The 14,994-nt window shown below is 62.7% G+C and carries 16 protein-coding genes and 1 pseudogene; 8 read left to right on the top strand and 9 right to left on the bottom strand.

What is annotated here, in order from left to right:
* The first annotated feature begins 31 nt into the window (after positions 1-31).
* Together DDQ68_RS17830 and DDQ68_RS17825 are read left to right on the top strand one after the other, a co-directional pair.
* Positions 32-358, top strand: coding sequence for a hypothetical protein (locus DDQ68_RS17830; protein WP_109657515.1), 327 nt, complete (start codon positions 32-34; stop codon positions 356-358).
* 89 nt (positions 359-447) lie between these two features.
* Entirely contained in the window at positions 448-858 is a 411-nt protein-coding gene (locus tag DDQ68_RS17825) for a hypothetical protein (RefSeq protein WP_109657514.1), read from the top strand.
* Between the two features lie 244 nt (positions 859-1,102).
* On the opposite strand, the gene DDQ68_RS17820 is transcribed toward DDQ68_RS17825, so the two are convergent.
* Complete coding sequence (locus DDQ68_RS17820; protein ID WP_109657513.1) at positions 1,103-1,702, bottom strand: Uma2 family endonuclease; 600 nt, start codon at positions 1,700-1,702, stop codon at positions 1,103-1,105.
* 51 nt (positions 1,703-1,753) lie between these two features.
* Positions 1,754-3,208, bottom strand: coding sequence for an aldehyde dehydrogenase family protein (locus tag DDQ68_RS17815; RefSeq protein WP_109658495.1), 1,455 nt, complete (start codon positions 3,206-3,208; stop codon positions 1,754-1,756).
* A gap of 247 nt (positions 3,209-3,455) precedes the next feature.
* Between DDQ68_RS17815 and DDQ68_RS17810 the strand changes: the two genes are divergently transcribed.
* Positions 3,456-4,544 carry a phosphatase PAP2 family protein gene (locus DDQ68_RS17810; RefSeq protein WP_109657512.1) on the top strand — a complete coding sequence of 363 codons (1,089 nt, stop codon included), beginning with the start codon at positions 3,456-3,458 and terminating at the stop codon, positions 4,542-4,544.
* Between the two features lie 80 nt (positions 4,545-4,624).
* Here the strand turns inward: DDQ68_RS17810 and DDQ68_RS17805 are convergent, their stop codons facing one another.
* The 3 genes and pseudogenes from DDQ68_RS17805 to DDQ68_RS17795 form a co-directional block, all read right to left on the bottom strand.
* Positions 4,625-5,305 (bottom strand): hypothetical protein, encoded by a 681-nt coding sequence (locus tag DDQ68_RS17805; RefSeq protein WP_109657511.1) that lies wholly within the window; start codon positions 5,303-5,305, stop codon positions 4,625-4,627.
* A gap of 185 nt (positions 5,306-5,490) precedes the next feature.
* Positions 5,491-6,141 (bottom strand): hypothetical protein, encoded by a 651-nt coding sequence (locus DDQ68_RS17800; RefSeq protein ID WP_109657510.1) that lies wholly within the window; start codon positions 6,139-6,141, stop codon positions 5,491-5,493.
* A gap of 134 nt (positions 6,142-6,275) precedes the next feature.
* Positions 6,276-6,914, bottom strand: a pseudogene (locus tag DDQ68_RS17795) (SDR family oxidoreductase).
* Positions 6,915-7,360: 446 nt separating this feature from the next.
* On the opposite strand from DDQ68_RS17795, the gene DDQ68_RS17790 reads away from it, so the two are divergent.
* The 3 genes from DDQ68_RS17790 (at position 7,361) to DDQ68_RS17780 (ending at position 9,398) form a co-directional block, all read left to right on the top strand.
* Positions 7,361-8,128, top strand: coding sequence for an SGNH/GDSL hydrolase family protein (locus DDQ68_RS17790; protein ID WP_109657509.1), 768 nt, complete (start codon positions 7,361-7,363; stop codon positions 8,126-8,128).
* Positions 8,095-8,772 (top strand): pseudouridine synthase, encoded by a 678-nt coding sequence (locus DDQ68_RS17785; protein WP_109657508.1) that lies wholly within the window; start codon positions 8,095-8,097, stop codon positions 8,770-8,772. The genes DDQ68_RS17790 and DDQ68_RS17785 overlap by 34 nt, the downstream gene beginning before the upstream one ends.
* A gap of 125 nt (positions 8,773-8,897) precedes the next feature.
* On the top strand, positions 8,898-9,398 hold the full coding sequence (locus DDQ68_RS17780) for a cold-shock protein (RefSeq protein WP_109657507.1): 501 nt from the start codon (positions 8,898-8,900) through the stop codon (positions 9,396-9,398).
* A 264-nt stretch (positions 9,399-9,662) separates the two neighbouring features.
* On the opposite strand, the gene DDQ68_RS17775 is transcribed toward DDQ68_RS17780, so the two are convergent.
* Entirely contained in the window at positions 9,663-10,295 is a 633-nt protein-coding gene (locus DDQ68_RS17775) for an outer membrane beta-barrel protein (RefSeq protein WP_162550217.1), read from the bottom strand.
* Positions 10,273-11,313, bottom strand: a complete 1,041-nt coding sequence (locus DDQ68_RS17770) for an IS630 family transposase (RefSeq protein WP_109657505.1) — start codon at positions 11,311-11,313, stop codon at positions 10,273-10,275. The genes DDQ68_RS17775 and DDQ68_RS17770 overlap by 23 nt, the downstream gene beginning before the upstream one ends.
* Before the next feature lie 162 nt (positions 11,314-11,475).
* Between DDQ68_RS17770 and DDQ68_RS17765 the strand changes: the two genes are divergently transcribed.
* Positions 11,476-12,132, top strand: a complete 657-nt coding sequence (locus tag DDQ68_RS17765) for a LytR/AlgR family response regulator transcription factor (RefSeq protein ID WP_109657504.1) — start codon at positions 11,476-11,478, stop codon at positions 12,130-12,132.
* Positions 12,133-12,167: 35 nt separating this feature from the next.
* Here DDQ68_RS17765 and DDQ68_RS17760 read toward each other — a convergent pair whose 3' ends face one another.
* Complete coding sequence (locus DDQ68_RS17760) at positions 12,168-12,770, bottom strand: DUF4276 family protein (protein WP_109657503.1); 603 nt, start codon at positions 12,768-12,770, stop codon at positions 12,168-12,170.
* Positions 12,760-14,031 (bottom strand): AAA family ATPase, encoded by a 1,272-nt coding sequence (locus DDQ68_RS17755; protein WP_162550216.1) that lies wholly within the window; start codon positions 14,029-14,031, stop codon positions 12,760-12,762. Before DDQ68_RS17755 ends, DDQ68_RS17760 begins: the two co-directional genes overlap by 11 nt.
* Before the next feature lie 180 nt (positions 14,032-14,211).
* Between DDQ68_RS17755 and DDQ68_RS17750 the strand changes: the two genes are divergently transcribed.
* Positions 14,212-14,952 (top strand): head GIN domain-containing protein, encoded by a 741-nt coding sequence (locus DDQ68_RS17750; RefSeq protein WP_109657501.1) that lies wholly within the window; start codon positions 14,212-14,214, stop codon positions 14,950-14,952.
* Positions 14,953-14,994: the final 42 nt, after the last annotated feature.

Raw genomic sequence — 14,994 nt, 5'->3', positions numbered from 1 at the left:
ATCTATTGGCTGAAAATGCGTTGCTTTGGGCATGAAACGTCCGGCGCGCTTTGGGCTGGTGCTGCTGCCCCTGGTGGTGGTGCTGTTTGGCAACTGCAGGGGCGGCGTGTACGGGTTCATCAACGGCCTGGGGCCCACCCGCCGCGCCCGGCTGAACGACGCCATTGCGCAACGGCTGGTCCTGCGGGCCGCCGCGCGGCAGCGCCTGCACGGCCGCGCCCGCCACACCGAGCTGCGCCGCATCGAGGCCCTGACCGACGCCCGCATCGACTCGCTGCGGTTCGGCGAATTCGAGCGGCGCAATTTTGCGCACCGCCGTAGCAAGATTGAGCGGCGCCTGCGCCATGGGAACCAGTAGCCAGGGGCCCCGAAACCGTTTTTTTAGGTGGGCAGCGTACCCAGGAGCGGTTTTTGCGTAACCGTGCGGGTATGGCTATTTTCCCGCTTATGCATTCTGCCCGTTTTTCTACCCTAGTATTGGCCCTGGGCCTGGCGGCTTCGGGCTGCTCGGTGTTTCACAAGCGCGCGAAGGCCCCGGCCCCGGTAACCGAAGTGGGCCCCGCGCCGGCCGCGCCCACACCCGTCACCGCCGCCCGCGACCTGGCCGACGCCATGGCCACCGTGCTCAAGCTCGCCCCCAATCAAACGGGCCGCATCCGCACCGTTCTCAACGGCACCGTGGAGCAAGCCAATGCCGCCAAGCAGCAGCACCCCGCCCAGTCGCCTGAGCTAGCCGCCGCCCTTAAGCGCATCAACATCACCTCCCAGGCCGAACTGCAAAAGATTATGGGTCCCGCCAAGTACCGCGAGTTCAAGGCCAAGCAAGCCCAGGTGCAAGCCGAAATGGCGCGGCAATAAGCGCCGCAGCTTGCTACGATACGCTGCCTGAGCGACTCAAGACTTATGCAACCAGGCGAATTATAACCCCAGCGGGGCGGCCCGTCGGTAGTAACTGTACAACAACGCTAAGGCCCCAGCGGGGCGACCCATTCATTAGGGTCGCCCCGCCGGGGCTTTAGGTTTAGTAGTCATTATTTTTACTGCCGACGGGCCGCCCCACTGGGGTTACAAATCGCCCGGTTGTGTAAGCTCTGTGGCTGTTTTAAAGAAGCGAAGGCGTCATGCGCAACGGGGCTACATCGGTGTCATCGTACAACTCAGCCAGCGGCAGGCGTAGGCCCAGGTCGGGGATTTCGAGCACATCGGCCAGCTCGCTCAGCAGCGTGTAAATCCACTGCCCGGCATCGTCGCGCCGGAACCACTCCACCACCCATGCGGTCTGCGACACCAGCAGGTAATGGCGCAAGCTGGTGAGCTTTTGGTACTGCGCAAATTTCTCCGTCCGGTCGTACTCGGCGGTGGAGGGCGATAGAACTTCCACGATTAACATGGGCTGGCGAATCAGGTACGGGTCGCGGCGGTCGTCCGGGTCGCAGCTTACCATAATGTCGGGGTAGGTATAATATTTCCTCTCCTGCACAGCCAGGCGCATATTTTCATCAAATACCCGGCAGCCCCGTTGCCGTACCCCTGGCCTTAAGGCCGCTATCATGTTTCCTTTTATCAGGTTGTGAGGGGCACTGGCCCCCGCCATAGCAAATATTTCGCCGTCGAAGTACTCATGGCGCACCTCACTTTTCTCCTCTAGGGCCATGTATTCTTCTGGCGTGTAGCGGCGCGTTTGCGGTTCAACGTGTCCCATAGTCGTTGTCATTAACTCGTCAAAGGTACGTTTGCCGGGGCCCCGGGGGCCCTACAAATACGTTAGCAACCAGCCAATCAGGCGCTTGGTCCGGCTGGTGTAGGGCGGGTACATGGGCTTGAGGGCAGTGAAGCCCACGCGCTGTTGCAGCACGCCCTTCTCGTTGCTGAAGGCCAGAAAGCCGGCGTGGCCGTGCGCCTTGCCCAAGCCCGAGGTGCCCACGCCGCCAAACGGCAGCTCGGGGTGGGCCAGGTGCAGGATGGTTTCGTTCACGGCCGCGCCGCCGGCCGCCACGGCCCCGAGCAGGTAGCGGCGGTTGGCCGGGCTGGTGGTGAACACGTACTGGGCCAGCGGCTTGGGCCGGGCGTTGATGTAGGCGGCCGCGTCGGGCAGTTCATCAAAGGTCAGCACGGGCAGCAGAGGCCCAAAAATCTCTTCTTCGAGCACGGCGGACCCGGCGGGCACGTTAGTGAGCACGGTGGGCTCCAGGTACTGCTGGGCCGCATCGAAGGCGCCGCCGGTAGCCACGGTGGCGCCGCGGGTTTTGGCGTCTTCCAGCAGCGCGGCCAGGCGGCCGAAGTGGTGGGGGTTCACCACGCGGGCGTACGAATCGGAGGCCTTGATGCCAGCTCCGGCGGGGTTGTAGAAGCGGCCGATGGCAGCCTTCATCTCCTCCACCAGGGGCCCCAGCACGGGGCGCTGCACCAGCAGGTAGTCGGGGGCCACGCAGGTTTGGCCGGCGTTGAGGAACTTGCCCCACACGATTTTCTCGGCCGCGTCGCGCAGGTTAGCGGTGGCGTCCACGATGGCCGGGCTCTTGCCGCCCAGCTCCAGGGTGAGGCCGCTAAGGTGCTCGGCGGCGGCGCGCATCACAATTTTGCCCACCGCGGGCGAGCCGGTGAAGAAAATATGGTCCCAGGGCAGGCGCAGCAGGTCGGTAGCCACGTCCTTGTCGCCCTCCACCACCAGCACTTCATCGGGCCGAAACAGCTCCTCCACCATGCGCCGCAGCAGGGCCGCGGTGGCAGGCGTCTGCTCGGCGGGCTTGATAACCACCGCGTTGCCGGCGGCAATGGCCGACACCAGCGGGTCGACGGCCAGGTAGAAGGGGTAGTTCCAGGGCGCGATGATGAGCACCACGCCCTTGGGCTCGACCTGCACCCAGCCGCGGGTGCCGGCCAGGGCCAGCGGCGTGCCCACCCGGCGCCGGGCCATCCACTTCTTGAGGTGCGCCGCAGTGTGCTTCAGCTCGACCTGCGCGGCCCAGATTTCAGTGATGTCGGTTTCCGACGGCGGCTTGCGGAAGTCGGCGTACAGCGCTTCCTGGATGGCCGTGCGGTTGGCCGCCAGCCAGTCGCCCAGCCGGCGCAGGCGGGTGCGGCGGGCAGCCACGTCTTCCTGGCGCAGGGCGGGGGCCCGGTGGCGCAGCGCCTCAAACGGGGCTTGGTACGGGTTGGAGGCGGCAACGGGCGCGGGCGGCGCAGTGGGGACGGCGGCGGGGTTCATAAGGGCAGGGCAGGTGGGCAGCAACGGGGCCGGGGCCCCTCGCTGAAAGGTACGCCGGGGCCCGCCAACCCGCCGGGGCCCCGGCCGATGTTATGCGCACGTTATCTTTGCCCCGGCCGGGGCCCCGGCGGCGGCCTGCGGGCGGCCGCGTACTATTTGCCCGGCGTTTTATTTTATTGCTTTCGTTATCAACATGTTAATTTGCTACCCGCATCGGCGGGGGCCCTGGCAGCTTCTTGTGCTGCCGTTGACCTTGCTGCTTGCCCTGGGTTCGGCCGCCGCCGCGCCCACCCCGCGCCCCGACTCGGTGGCCGCTCCCCGCCCCGCCGCACTGGCCGATACCGTTCGCCCCACCGCCGCTACCGCCGCGGGGGCCCCCGCCGATTCGCTGCCCGCCAAGCCCCGCCACGCCCGCCGCACCGATTATACGGTGGCCCCGGGCGTAACCTGGCACTACGAAAAGCCCCGGCCCTTCCAGTGGCTCTACCACATCCCGCGCGACGTGGCAGAGCTGCCGGGCTACGCTTTCAAGAAGAAAAACGTGCCCATGCTGGTAGGCATCGTGGGCAGCAGCGTGGTGCTGTACGCCTTCGACCAGCTCATCACCGACGGGGTGCAGCGCGGCGGCCGCGGCCTGGGCATCACCGCCGAAGACAAGCAGCGCAACCTGTTTCGCCTGCCCTTTCACATCGGCAGCATCAACCTGCCCATCGAGTACAACGCGCCCGATAACTTCAACACCTCGCTGTACTTCCTCGGCGACGGCTGGACGCACCTCACCATTGCCAGCAGCTTTTTGGCCTACGGCATTTTCGGGCACGACAACCGGGCCCTGCAAACCTCCAGCCAGCTCGGCGAGGCCATCCTCACTACCGGCCTGGCCACGCAGCTGCTCAAGCACCTCACCGGCCGCCAAAGCCCCAACGTATCGACCAAGCCCCGGGGCGAGTGGAACCTGCTGCCCAACTACAACGACTACCAAAACGCAGTACCCCAGCACGATGCCTTCCCCACCGGACACCTGGCTACGGCCATGGCCACGGTCACGGTCATCGCCGACAACTACCCTGAGTACCGCTTCATCCGCCCCGTGGGCTACGGCCTGATGACGGTGCTGGGCGCGGCCATGCTCAACAACGGCGTGCACTGGTCCTCCGACTATCCGCTGGGCATTGCCTTAGGCTACGGCTTCGCCAAAATTGCCGTGGCCCACGGCCGTACCCGCCTCAGCCCGGCCACCGGCCTGGCCCTGCCCAAGCCCTGGTACCGGCGGGCGCAACCCGCGCCGTTCGTGTACGGGCCCTTCACCGGGGCCAGCCTCACCTGGCGCTGGTAATACTCGCCAGCTAACGCGAAAAGGCCGTTTCCCGGGCGGGAAACGGCCTTTTTTAGGGCCCCAGGGCCCAGCGTACCGGCTTAAAACAAGGGCTTTTTCACAGTGCGGTGGCCTTTTTTGTCGAATTTGATGATGGTGCCGTCGGCGCGCTTGATTTTTAGCGAGCCGTCGAAGTTGCGCTTGATCTTGACGCCGTTGGCGTACTTCACCTTCTGGAACGTCACCTTGGCGCCCGGAGCCCGGTAGCGGCCCTTGGCGCCGAGGGGCTTGGCGCCCAGCGGGGGCACGGCCAGGGCCGCCGGGCGGGCGGCCACGGGCGCCACCGCACCGGGGCGCGGCGGCGCGTAGTAGGCCGCCTGGCGGCTGGCGTAAGCCTGGTACTGATGAGGGGTAAAGGCCGATTTCAGGCGGCGGCTGGTTTGCTCGTTGGTAGCCCGTACGGCGGCGTATTCCCCAGCCGTATCGGCGGCGTACTGGGCAGAGTAGCCTTGCAGCGCCCGGCCCCGGGCGTAGTACTCGTTGCGAATGCGCGTGAGCAAGGTGGGGTCGGTGATTTGCAAGTCGCGGGCCACGCGCATAGCCACCACGTCGGCGTCGTTGCGCAGCTGCATGGTGTCGAGGGCCGAAACGGCGGCGGCCGGGGCCCCGTTGGTGGGCAAGTACGCCGAGGTAGCGGCCGTGTTTTCAGCCTCCTTCTCTTGCGAGCATGCGGCAGTAGCCAGCGCCGCCACGGCCAGCAGAACCAAAGTTTTAAGGGTCATGAGCACACTGTTAAGAATAGATTATCAAGGCATTGCACCTACACTGCCTTTGGCGCGCCGCGGCCGGCGCCGGTTGTTGCAGCGGGCCGGCAGGGCCCCCAGGCAAATTGCGGCCCAAAAAAAAGTCCTCCCCCGTACAGGGGAGGGCTTTCGGGACAATGCGGGGCTTGCGCCGTGCGTGCTGATTAGAGCAGAGGCTTCTTCACGGTGCGGTGGCCGTCTTCGTCGATTTTGATTTTGGTGCCGTCGGCGCGCTTAATTTTCAGCGAGCCATCGTCGCTACGCTTGATTTTCGCGCCGTTCTCGTACTTCACCTTGCCTTCGTCTTCGCTGTTTTCGAGCTTCTTTATGCCCGAGCCCTGGCCCACGCGGGCGCCGAGGCTAGGCTTGGTTTCGGTGGCTTCTGCTACGGCCCTGGTGTAGGGGCCCACGTAGTAAGCACTTTGCTTAGTGGTGTAGGTTTTGTACTCGGTGGCGGGCACAGCGGCCTTTACCGCGTTGCTGGCCTGGTCGTTGGTGGCCTTCGTGGCGGCGTAAACGCCGGCGGTGTCCTTGCGGGCCTCAATGTCGCGCAGTACGCGGCCCCGGGTGTAGTAAATGGGGCGCAACTTGGTGGGCAGGGCCGTATCGGCGGGGTTGAGGTCGGCGGCCACGCGAGCGGCCAGGGCAGCGGCCGAGCTGCGGTAGGCCAGCGTATCCACGGCCATCGGTTGGGTGGCCGCCGCGTCGGCGGGCACGGTGGCGGTGGTTTCCGTGGTTTCGGTTTTTTTCTCTTGCGAGCAGGAAGCGGTAGTAAGTGCGGCGACGGCCAACAGGCCCAGCAGTTTGGTGTTCATAAAGGCAAGATTAAGAATTGTAAAACCGCTCTTTTGCAGTTTTAGGAAACTAATACGGCCGGGCCCGGCGCGGGGTTACCCAGGCCCGGCCTTAATGACCTGTTATTACTTAATTTTTAAGGATTTATCATCGGTTAGCCGTTGGGGTGCAGCGTTTGGTCCGAGAAGTAGAAGGCGTCTTCCGAAGCCAGGAACACGTAGGCTGGGGCCACTTCCGAAGGCTGGCCGGCGCGGCCCATTGGGGTGTCGTGCCCGAACAGGGGCAGCTTCAGCAGGCACACCCCCACGATGAAGGGCGTCCAGATGGGGCCCGGGGCCACCGAGTTTACCCGAATGTCTTTCTTGATGAGCTGCAACGACAGGGCCCGCGTGAACGCCTCAATCGCACCCTTGGTCGAGGTGTAGTCGAGCAGCATCTCGTTGCCTTTGTAGGCGTTCACCGAGGTGGTGTTGATGATGGCCGCGCCTTCCTTGAGGTGCTTGAGCGCCGCCCGCGTGATGCGGAACATGGCGATGATGTTGAGGTTGAAGATGCTATCCAGCTCATCGTCCGTGATGTCTTCCAGCGTATCGTGCTAGTTTTGCTCAGCGGCGTTGTTCACCAGCACATCAAGCTGGCCGTACTCGGCTACGGTGCGCACCAAAACCTCCTTGCAGAACTCGCGTTGCTTGAGGTCGCCGGGCAGCAACAGGCAGCGCCGGTCGTGGCCCTGCGCCAGCTCCTGGGTTTTTTCGGCGTCCTGCTGCTCGGTGGGAAAATAGCAGATGGCCACGTCGGCCCCCTTCCACGGCAAAGTGCACGGCCACGGCCCGCCCAATGCCCGAGTCGCCGCCCGTGATGAGGGCAATTTTACCCTTGAGTTTCTCAGCCCCCTTGTAGCCTTCGCGGATGAATTCCGCCCTGGGGGTCATTTTCTATTCGAAGCCGGGCTTACCAGCGCCGGCGTCTTGCTTCTGGGGCGGAAAAATGATGGGTTTGTCGGCCATGATGGAATTTTGAAGGGAAAGTCGAACTGGCTCTGCTGACGGCCGGTGGTGCGGTGGGATTAGCCCCGGGGCTTTTTTTACCAGGGTTTGCAGCAGGATTCAGCTATTTGGGGTCAGTGGTAAGTCAAGTTTCATCTGTAAAATATCTCTTGCGTATGACCCTATGTTAAACTAATGTTATGTTGCGGCTTCAAAAGACCCACACCGCCGCTACTCGGCACCACTTTTTGCTATGAAAACAGTTGAAATTATCGTCATGGGCGGCTGCCATGTAGTGGGCTGGCCCATCGGTCCAGACCGCGCTTTTCCCAAATTACTCGCTGAAAAATTGGCTGGTACGTTGGTGATGCAAATACCTAATTTGCAGTTCGTATGCTTGCCCGAGCAGCTGGCCAAGCTCGAAGCGGCGGGCCCCTCGCTCATGGTGCTACAGCTAGGAAATTACGAGTTTTCGCCCAGCCTGCGGTCCATCCTTGCGCAGTTCAGGCGCGAGTTTACCAACCGGTCAGAAACCAAGAAGCAGCGCGGCGGTGGTCAGTCCTCTCCCTCCGCGCATTCCTCGCTCGAAATGATACCAGCACCGCCGCGTGGCCGCCTTGCCCGCTACACCCGCTTAGTGGGCATTGGCTTTCTCACGGCCGCGCTGTGGCACTTGTCGGCGCGGCACCGGCGGGCCTTCCGCGCCTTGAATGCCTACGTGCGGCAGCACCCCACGACGTCGTTTGTCATGGTTTCTCCGCTACCGTGCATCGACCCGGTTGCGACACGCTTGCGGCGTTGGGGCGGCTGGCTATTGCGGCAACGGGTGGCGGCTTTGCCCAACGTGCAGTGGCTTGATTCGTACCACTTGCTGGGCAACAGCAACGACTTATTCGTAGACCAGCTGCACCTTAACGAAAAAGGACACCAATTATTAGCCCACGGGCTCGCGGCGGCCTGCGGTTTGCCGCGCCCTGTTTTTGCCGAATGCCCAGCCCAAGCCAACTACCAACGGAGATAAGAAAATTGCAGGTAGCGCTGCCCAATGACACGGCCGTTCCCGAAGGCCTCCCCGCCGTGCCGCACCGGCATTTTGTGCTGCACAAGCCTTACGGCTGCCTCAGCCAGTTCCGCAGCGAGTTCAAGGGCGAGCGCAACAAGCAGTTTCTGGGGGCCCTGCACGATTTCCCGCCCGGCACCATGGCCATCGGGCGCCTCGACGAGGCCAGCGAGGGCCTGCTGCTGCTCACCACCGACGGGGCCCTAAGCGCGCAGGTGCGCAGCCCCGGCGTAGAAAAAGAATACTACGCCCAGGTGGACGGCCTCGTGACCGACGAAGCCCTGGCGCAGCTGCGCACGGGCTTTGCGCTGCGCGCTGCCGACGGCATGGCCTACCACACGGCCCCTTGCCAGGCGCGCCGGCTGGCCGAGGCCCCGCCCTTCGCGCCACGCACCCGCAAAATCCGCGACGAGCGGCACGGGCCCACCAGCTGGGTGGCCATCGTGCTCACGGAGGGCAAGTTCCGGCAGGTGCGCAAGATGACGGCTGCCGCGGGCCTGCCCACCCTGCGCCTAGTGCGCGTGCGGGTGGGCGGTGTGTGGCTCAGCGACCTGGCCCCGGGCGAGGCGCGCGAGGTGGCAGCTTTCGCCGGATGCGGCGGTTAGGGCCCCGAAGGGTTTTAAGCTAACTACTTTTTTCGTAACTTTCGCCTTTCGGCGGAATCTAATTAGCCGCTTTAACCTTTTCGCTTTGGCTAGGCCAAGCAGCTACGCCGAACTAACAACAACCCATGGGAAGAGCACAAGAAACGTTCGGTAAAAAAGAGAACGAGAAAAAGCGGCTAAAAAAGAAAAACGACAAGGAAGAAAAGCGCGAGCAGCGCAAGGCCAACGCCAAGCCCGGCCAGAGCCTGGACGAGATGCTGGCCTACGTGGACGAAAACGGCAACATCTCCACGACGCCGCCCGACCCGACCAAGAAGCGCATCATCAAGACTGAGGACATCCGCATCGGCATCGCCCGGCAGGAAGATCTGCCCCAGGAAGACCCAGTGCGCCTCGGCACCGTGGCCTTCTTCAACGACTCGAAGGGCTACGGCTTCATCAAGGATTCGCAGACCCAGGAAAGCATCTTTGTGCACGCCAACGGCCTGGCCGGGGGCCCCATCAAGGAGGGCGACAAAGTGAACTTCGAGGTGGAAATGGGCCAGAAGGGCCCCACCGCCGTGCGCGTGAAAGCCGCCAGCGCCACCCCGCCGCCGGCGCCAGCCCCGGCTCCGGCCGCCACTTAAGAATACAGTTGGTTTTCAACGCAAAAGCGGCCGCAGCTCCAGGAGCTGCGGCCGCTTTTGCGTTGGGCCCCTGGGGGTTTATAATTATTCAAACCAGACCATTACGATAGAACAGTCATGCTGAGCTTGTCGGAGCATCTCTCCCGCGGCAGTAATCCAATCGATTGGGTTACTGCTGCGGGAGAGATGCTTCGACAAGCTCAGCATGACAGCCTAGAGGTTACGCTGCCCAGGGGCCTGCCTTGCGTGCTTCGTAAACAGTTGCTAATTATCCATGCGGGCGCGCTCGGCCTCGGTGCCGGTGTCGCGGCGCGGGCTGGCTTTCCCGTTCTTGTTGCCGAATTTGTAGCTGAAGCCGAGCTTGATGAAGCGGCTTTCGGCTTTGGTGACGTTGGAGGAATTGACGCCGCCGGCGAGCACGTCGAAGCGGCTTTGCTGGGTGTTGAAAAGGTCGGTAACGTTGAGCGTGAGCGTGCCAGTGCCGTGCAGCACCGTTTTGGACACCCCGGCGCTGCTCACGAAGCTGGCCCGGATGGCGAGCCCGCCGAAGGTCATCGGCGACATGTACATGGCCGACACTTCGGCCTTGAAGCCGCGGGGCAGCACCAGGGTGTGGTTGGTGGAGAGGAAGGCGGCGGGGCGGGTGGCGCCCAGGCCCAGGGCCCAGGGGCCGGCGTTCACCTTGGCGTAGGTGGCGCCCAGGGTGGTCACGGTCTGCCACTCGTCGTTCAGCAGGGGCTTCATCAGCGTCATCGTGGCGTTCAGCTCGCTGGCGCTACGGAAGTTCTGGCAGGAGTTGACCACGATTTGGGTGGCGTCGTCCTTGGTGTAGGTGTCGATGAGCACATCGGTGTGGTAGCCGTAGCTATACTCGTCACGAAGTGGGCTGCGCGTCAAGAATATGAAATTTACGGGTTAGCAGGGACGCGAGGTCGTCTCCGAACTCAGGGAGTCGGTCGAAGAAGTCGAGCACCGCGGTGCGAAACGGGCCCTTGGTGCGATAGAAAGTGGTGTTAATAATCTTCTGGCGCAGGTATTTCCAGAAGCGCTCAATCAGGTTCAGATTGGGCGAATAGGGCGGTAGAAACACCTGGCAGATGAGTTTATCAGCCAGCCAGGCCCGCAGTTCCTTGTTTTTGTCGTAGCGGGCGTTGTCACAGATGACGTAGACACGGGCCTTATCGGGGTGCGCCGCCAGCAGCTGCTCGTACAAGCGCCGCGTGCTTTGGGCGTTGACGCAGCTGGTTTCAGCCAGCAGCACCTGCGTGGGGTCGTAAGCATTGAGCGCGGCGTTCAGATTCACCCGTTCCCGCCCGCTGACGGTGAGCAGCGGGCGTTCTTTGCCCACCTCGCACCAGGCGCGGGTGCAGCGCGTGTTGTGGGTGGGGTGGGCGGCATCGGCGTAATACAACACGGCCTCCCCCCGCTCGACGTGGGCTTCGCGCACGGCCAACTCGTCCAGAAAATCGGTCTGCGCCTCGGCATTGGCCTGGCAGGGCACGGGCGTAGTCAGCTTGTAGGTGAAGCCTAGCCGGTGCAGCAGGTCCGTCAGGCCCGAACGCGAGTAGGCCACTTGATAGGTGCGCCGCAGCCAGTCTTGCAGGTTTTTACAATCCGTGTAGAGGTGCGTATTGACTTCCCGGCACAAGTGGGCCAGTTGGGCACTGGTCAGCAGGCCCCAGTAGCCGGGCTGCTCGTGGGCCAGGTACTGGGCCAGCCCCAACTCGGCAAAAGCCGCGGCATACCGGTAAACCGTCGCCTCGTCCAGGCCCAGGGTCTCGGCCACGGTGCTCACGGGCCAGCCCGCATCGAGCATCAGCACCACCGTGACTTTCACATTGCCCTCGTTGTCGCGCCGCTGCTTTTGCCACTGCCGCAGTTGCGCCCGTTCCGGCGCGCTCAAGCTTACCTTCATCAAACAAGTTTAGTACTTTTTGTTGACTCCTTTCGCATTCCAATTCGCGATGAGTATAGTGTGCGCTAGAGATGCTTCGACTCCGCTCCGCTGCGCTCAGCATGACGTCTTAACGACCTCCTGCACAACTGACAACTGACAACTAGCAACGAACAACCAGCCATGACCGCCCCCACCCTTCGCTGCCTTGTTGTTGATGACGAGCCGCTGGCCCACCAAGTGCTCGCCCAGTTCATCGACCAGACGCCCGGCCTGGCGCTGGCCGGCACCTGCCGCCACGCCATGGAGGCCCACGAGCACCTCACGCAGCACCCCGTCGACCTGCTGTTTCTCGACATTGAGATGCCGCTGATGAATGGCCTGAGCTTCCTGCGCGCTCTCAAAAGCCCGCCCAAAACCATCCTCACCACCGCCTACCGCGAGTACGCCTGCGAGGGCTACGAGCTGGCCGTGCTCGACTACCTGCTCAAGCCCTTCAGCTACGAGCGGTTTTTGAAGGCCGTGGCCCGCGCCCAGCCCGCCCCGCCCGCCGCTCCCGAAGAGGCCCACGTGCTGGTGAAGGACGCCCGCGGCCTGCTGAAAATACCGCACCGCGACATCCTCTACGTGGAAGGCTGCAAGGACTACGTGAAGCTGGTGACGGCCGCCAAAACCCACCTGTTGCACGAAACCATGAAGGAAATGGCCGAAACCCTGGGCGGGCGGTTCGTGCGCGTGCACCGCTCGTTCATCGTGGCCGGGGCCCACATTAAGCTGCTCCAGCCCGAGCAAGTGGTGCTGGCCGATGGGCAGCGCGCTGCCCATCGGCAGCTCCTATAAGCCCGGTTTGCTGGCCTGGTTCAAGAAGTGAGGAGCTAGCGCAGGGCCCCCAGCCCCGCGCAGAAACCCCGGAAGCTGGCGGAGGTGTTGCGGGCTGGGTCGAGGTGCGGGGCGATGGTTTCGGCCCATTCCACTTTGGCCTTGCCGGTGGGGTACAGGTTGGCGCGCTGTAGCACCCGCCACAGGGTTTCCCAGGCGTCGGGTATTTCGTCGGGCACGGTGTGAATACCTTTGAAATGGTTCGGATGCACACGGCTGTACGCTGCCTGGATGGCGTCCGGGTCGCCCAGAAACCACGCTTCTAACTCCGTCACGGCCAAGCGCGTGATTACTTGAAACGGTTGGCCCGCGGCGGCGGCGGTTTTCGTCGTTATTCCGGCCTCGGCCACCAGCCGTTCCAGGGTTTGCTTACGGGCGCGGCAGTTCGCGTCCGCATCCATCAGCACGACGACCCGTAGCTCCGGCTCGGTAGGTAGCCGCCGGGCGTACGTTTTCAGCCGCCCCGGCAGGCGCTTCAGCAAATCGTCTTTGCCTTGGTGCGGAATGAACTGAAACGTACAATTGGGCAGCAACCGGGGCCCCAGGACGCGCAGGGCCGCTTCGGCCGATTCTTCTTCCAGCAAAAACTCAACGTGCATCGGGCGCGGCAGCAAGCGGGTTACCCACTATGAAAGAATTGCTCGTCCACAAATAACCCAGCGGCGAACCGTCCTCCACCATTTCCTTGACGTGCGGAATATCAGCCGTGCGCGTGGCCTGCGTGTAGCCGTCGGGGCCCCGGTGCAAAATCCAAACCTGCTCGGGCTCCAGGGCATTCAGCAGGGCCGGCGAGTGCGTGGCCACCAGCAATTGCCGCGTTTCGGTGGCCTTAATTAGTTCTTCCGCCAACCGGGTTAACAGCTGCGGGTGCAGCTCGTTTTCGGGCTCCTCGATGCCCAGCAAGCCGGTGGCGTCGGGCTCGTAGAGTAGCGTGAGCAAGGCGGCCAGCCGCATGGTGCCGTCCGACATGTACTGGGCCGGCAGCGGCTTCTCAAACGGCGTGTCCTTGAAGCGCAGCAGCAGCCGCTCGTCGGAGGTTATTTCCGGCACAATGTCGGCCAGCGCCGGCACCCAGCGCCGCATTTGCGCCGTAATTTTTGCCAGCACCTCGGGGTGCTTGAGGTGCAGGTAATAGAGCACATTGGGCAGGTTGTCGCCATTGGCGGAAAGCCGCTCCCGGGGCCCCTTGTCAGAGTAGCCTTTTAGGTGATCGTCGGTGAGGTGAACGTAGCGGTATGATATTATAAATGCAATAAAAGCAGCCGCTTGATTTTTCAGAGGGCTCTCGATTGAAGATAAAAAATCTATTTGAGACTCTGATTTCCCATGTGAAGATCCACTAATATGGGTTCCTATGCCAACACCAAAGGGATTCTTAGTGGTTGTCTTTTTAACTGATTCTCTACTTGTAACCTTAAAATTAGAAGTTTGAGTTTGTAAATTAATTAATTCATATATGAATGTCAAATCGAGTCTACCTAATTTATCTCTTTCAGCTAGAATCTCTTTGACGACAAATATTTTACCATTTAATTCTCGTACGATAAGACTATAAAAAATCGTTTTTTTAGTTAATAACTCTTGGAATTCTAATTCGAACACAATGTCATCATTAATTCCCCGCGTCAGCATACCTTTAAATCTATCTTCACTTTCCCATGCTTTTTCCAAATTCCCGCTCACCGCTTCTGCTAAAAAAGCCAGCGCTTTTAGCACCGTGGATTTGCCGCTGCCGTTGGGGCCGATGAACACGCTGAGCGGGGTGAGGTCGCGGAATTCCACGTCGCGCAGGGCGCGGTAATTTTTGATGCGCAGATAGGTGAGGCGGGGCACGGCCGGCGCGTTCGCAGGAGCAGGCATAGGGGGAATGGCTTTTTTACAAAGTAAGGCCGTTTGGCGGGGCGGGGCCCCGGAGCTCGTTTCGGATCCAGCCGGAAATATATTTTGGGGCCCTTGTAACGCCGGGGCCCCAGCGGCGGTAGCCATCGCCAAACCCCATACCTTACCTGCTGCTCACGCCTTACTAATCAACCCTTTCGCATGGCTACTTCTCCCCTTACCCGCCTATTTGGCACGGCTGTGGCCGTGGCCCTTGCCACCACCGGCGCGCTGGCTCAGCAGCGGCAGGCGCGCCCGGTCAGCGGCGGCTTCCAGCAGGTCGAATCCAGCGGCGGCATCGACGTGTACCTCACGCAGGGCCCCGCGGCGGCCGTGGCGGTGGAGGCCATGCCCGACGCCCTGCCCCACATCGTGACGGAGGTGCGCAACGGCACCTTGTCCATCCACTGGGAGCAGGGTTTCTCGTGGCAAAAAATGACTTCGTGGAACGGTCTGAGCGGCCGGCAGCGCAGCGTGCGGGTGTATATCACGGCCCCGCGCCTGACGGGCCTCGCGCTGAGCGGCGGGGCCGACGCCCACGGCCAAACCCCGCTTTCGGCCGACGACTTCAGCATCCAGGCCAGCGGCGGCTCCGACGTGACGCTGGCCTTGCAGGCCAAAACGGTACGCGCCGAATCATCGGGCGGCTCCGATGTAACGCTGACCGGCAAGGTCGAGCGGCAGGACATGCGCTTCAGCGGCGGCTCCGACTACCACGGCTTCGGCCTGCAAAGCACCATAGCCACCATCAGCGCCAGCGGCGGCTCCGACGCCGACGTGTGGGTGGACGGCGAGCTGACCGCCAACGCCTCGGGCGGCTCCGACCTGCGCTACAAAGGCAACGGCCGCCTCACCAACCCCCGCCGCGGTGAGGACAACGACGATATTAAGCACGTGCGGTAGGGGTCAGGTTGGGGGCCCTGGGCAACGAAGCGCCTCATTGAA

The organism is Hymenobacter nivis (genome assembly GCF_003149515.1).
GTDB lineage: Bacteria > Bacteroidota > Bacteroidia > Cytophagales > Hymenobacteraceae > Hymenobacter > Hymenobacter nivis.
The sequence above is the reverse complement of the archived record's forward strand: the minus strand, read 5'-3'. Positions and strand labels throughout refer to the sequence as shown.